Here is a 3,271-nt window from a genome sequence, read left to right on the forward strand (position 1 = left end):
TTGCCGCTGGCCAGCACATGCACCCGCAACAACACCGTGCCTTCCCAACACGACGCTGAGCCAGTGACGGGTATTCCGGCGCAGGGTTCTTCAGGTACGCGGCGTTGGCCGAAGCCGGGGTGACCGGCGCGGGTGCTGGCGGCGCGACCGGTGCCGGCGCGGGTGGCGCTGGGACAGGCGGCGCGGGCGGCTGCTCAACCGGTTTCGCGACAGGCTTGGGCACCGGCTTGGGAACTGGCTTGGGTTTGGGAATCTTTTTCGGCGCCGGCTTGGCGGCCAATTCATCCACCACAGGTGGCGGCGGCTCGACCACAGGCGGCGGCGGTGGTGGCGGCGCGGGCGGTGGTGGTTCAACCACGGGTGGCGCCGGCTGGGAAAATTCGATGGTCATCGGCGGGATTTCCGGCGGCACAATCGGCAGCACCGGCGTGGCCTTCTGGCTTACCCAATAGATCACCGCACCGTGCAGGGCCAGCACCAGCAGCCCGAGCAGAATCCCTTCACGCCGGCTGGAGAAACGCTTCGGCGTCTTCTGCGTTCGCAATTGCCCCAACGGCGCGCGGTGCGGCCGGCCAAGGTCGACCAACTCACCACCCGGTGCCTGGCGCCATGGCGCCTCGTGTGCACTGGCGGCGGTCTGGACATTGCCCATTGATTCACTCCCTACGGTTTTTGAAACAAAAAACCGACAGGCCTGCGTGGAAGGCCGTCGAGGGCTGAATCATCGGGGCCAGACGCTTATCTCTTAAAGTAATCTTTAAAGTTATGCATAGATCTAAATTGAATAAATGAAACTGGCGCAAATGCCCAGGCCACGGCCTGCAAGGGCTGGCGCCAAGGTGCATTTTTTCAATGCTTTTCAGGCATAAAAAATATTCAGTGAAGGCATGGTTCGATGGGACTGTTTGCGCACAAATCCAGCAGTTCGGCCTGCAAGCATTGCCCCGCCGCACTCAGGCCGTGGCGCGCATACAGCGCCAGACGCACGCCTTGCACCGCTGGCAAACCGCTGTCCGGCCCCAATTCCACATGCCCCGGCTGCACCACCCGGCGCGGCAACAAGCTCACGCCCAACCCCGCCGCCACCGCCGAACACACGCTGGCCAGGCTGGCGCTGGAATAGCCGATGCGCCAGCGCCAGCCGCCCACTTCCAGGTGGTGCAGCATTTCATTGCGGTACAGCCCGCCCACCGGGAACGCCACCAGCGGCAACGGATCGCGGCCCAAAGACGGCGTGCTGCGGCTGTCGACCCAACACAGCGGCTCGGGCCACGAGGCTAGGCAGTCGTCGCTGTCGCCCATCTGCTTGACCAGCAGCACATCGAACTCGCCGCTGCGGAATTGGCGCTGCAACTCCGGGCCCAGACCGCTGGTGACCTCCAGGCGCACCCGTGGATAGGCCAGCACAAAGGCCGAGAGCAACGGCATCAGGCGCTCGGCGGCAAAGTCCTCCGGCACCCCAAGGCGCAGCACACCGTCGCTCTGCTGGTTGATCAACACATCGGCGGCTTCTTCATGCAGCGCGAGGATGCGCCGCGCATAAGCCAGCAAGCGCTCGCCTTCGGCCGTGGCGACCACGCGGCGTTGGTCGCGGTCCAGCAACTGGCACGCCACCGCTTCTTCCAGGCGGCGGATCTGCTGGCTGACGGTGGACTGGGTCAGGTGCAGGCGCTCGGCGGCACGGGTGAAGTTGCCGCAGTCCACCACGGCCACAAAACTTCTGAGCAACACGGGATCGAACATGATCATTCCCTTTGCCACTGGTTGGCATGGTTATATTTAATTTCAGAATACCTGTGGCGCTGGCCATACTCACGCCTCATTTACTCACAGCAAGAGCGCTGCATGACCCTCAATAAATCCCTCGCCGGCTGGGGCCTGCTGGTGGTGCTGGGCTTGAACCTGCGGCCAATCCTCAGTTCCATCAGCCCGTTGCTCGGCGAGATTCGCCAGGCCACCGGCCTGAGTTTCCAGAGCAGCGCCCTGCTCACCAGCCTGCCGGTGGTGTGCATGGGGCTGGTGGCGCTGGTGGGTGTGCGCGTCGAAGCGCAACTGGGTGAACGGCGCGGCATCGCCCTGGGCTTGATGATGATTCTGCTGGCGTGCCTGGCGCGTTGGCTGATGGGCCAGGGCTCGGCACTGTTGGTCACCGCGTTGCTCGGCGGTGCCGGGGTGGCGCTGATCCAGGCGTTGGTGCCGGCGATGATCAAACGCGAATTCCGTCACCGTGTGCCGGTGGCGATGGGTGTGTATTCGGCCTCGCTGATGGCCGGCGGTGGGCTCGCGGCGCTGCTCAGTCCGTTGGTGGCCACGCACTTCCAACAATGGCAGGCAGGTTTGGGCGTGTGGCTGTTGCCGGCGCTGGGCGCCTTGCTGCTGTGGGCGTGGCTGCCCTTGGGTGCGGCGAAAAATCCGCAGGTGGTGCCCGCGTTCAAGGGCCTGCGCAATCGTCGGGCCTGGCTGCTGGCGGTGTATTTCGGGCTGGTGAATTGCGGCTATATGAGCCTGGTGGCGTGGCTGCCGGCCTACTATCAGCAGCTGGGCTGGGGCGTACTGCCCAGCGGTTCGTTGCTGGCGTTCATGACCATCTTCCAGGTGCTCGCCGCACTGCTGATGCCGATGCTGGCGCAACGCGGTATCGACCGCCGACCCTTGCTCTGGATCAGCCTGTTGGCACAAACGGTGGGTTACCTCGGGTTGCTGCTGGCGCCGCTGCAATATCCCCATGTGTGGGTAGCGTTGTGCGGCTTCGGCCTGGGTGCGTGTTTCGCCCTGAGCCTGCTGCTGACCCTCGACCACCATCGCGACCCACGCCAAGCCGGGCAACTGGCGGCCTTCGTGCAGGGCGTGGGCTTTTTGATCAACGCGATTTCGCCATGGATGACCGGCTGGCTGCGCGAAATCACCGGCAGTTTTGCCAGCGCCTGGGTGGTCCTGACGGTGACCGCGGTGGCGATGCTGGTGGTGACGCGGGTGTTCAGCCCGGCCACCTACCGCGTCGACCTAGAAGTCGTAGCGCCCAGTCACTCCTAAGGTACGCGGCGTGCCCAACAGCCCTTCATAGCCACCGTTGCCGCCGGTCCACAGCGTGGTGTAGTAGGTCTTGTCGAAGGCGTTTTCAGCCACAGCGACACGTCCCACTGCCCTTGCTCATAGTTGCCGCGCAGGCCGGTGGACAGGTTGACCACCGCATAGGCAGGGATCTGCCCGTAGTCGGAATCCTCCACCGTGCCCACGGCCTTGGAGCGGAACGCGTAGCTGGCAGTGACGT

2 protein-coding genes and 2 pseudogenes are annotated in these 3,271 nt (G+C 64.5%); 1 reads left to right on the plus strand and 3 read right to left on the minus strand.

Annotation, left to right across the window (positions count from 1 at the left end):
• Positions 1-652 (minus strand): annotated as a pseudogene (locus IQK56_RS30435) (energy transducer TonB); the annotation flags it as partial.
• Between the two features lie 224 nt (positions 653-876).
• Positions 877-1,743 carry a LysR family transcriptional regulator gene (locus IQK56_RS30440; RefSeq protein ID WP_193863495.1) on the minus strand — a complete coding sequence of 289 codons (867 nt, stop codon included), beginning with the start codon at positions 1,741-1,743 and terminating at the stop codon, positions 877-879.
• Between the two features lie 102 nt (positions 1,744-1,845).
• Here IQK56_RS30440 and IQK56_RS30445 point away from each other — a divergent pair, with 102 nt between their 5' ends.
• Entirely contained in the window at positions 1,846-3,033 is a 1,188-nt protein-coding gene (locus IQK56_RS30445) for a CynX/NimT family MFS transporter (protein WP_150762324.1), read from the plus strand.
• Here IQK56_RS30445 and IQK56_RS30450 read toward each other — a convergent pair.
• Positions 3,004-3,271: pseudogene (locus IQK56_RS30450) on the minus strand (TonB-dependent receptor); the annotation flags it as partial. The gene IQK56_RS30445 and the pseudogene IQK56_RS30450 sit on opposite strands and share 30 nt — an antisense overlap.

The sequence above is a fragment of the Pseudomonas cyclaminis genome, assembly GCF_015163715.1.
GTDB lineage: Bacteria > Pseudomonadota > Gammaproteobacteria > Pseudomonadales > Pseudomonadaceae > Aquipseudomonas > Aquipseudomonas cyclaminis.

Bases quoted from the DNA above. Each gene is read 5' to 3' on its own strand.
- IQK56_RS30445 (WP_150762324.1), top strand. From the start codon at position 1,846: ATGACCCTCAATAAATCCCTCGCCGGCTGGGGCCTGCTGGTGGTGCTG.
- IQK56_RS30440 (WP_193863495.1), bottom strand. From the start codon at position 1,743: ATGTTCGATCCCGTGTTGCTCAGAAGTTTTGTGGCCGTGGTGGACTGC.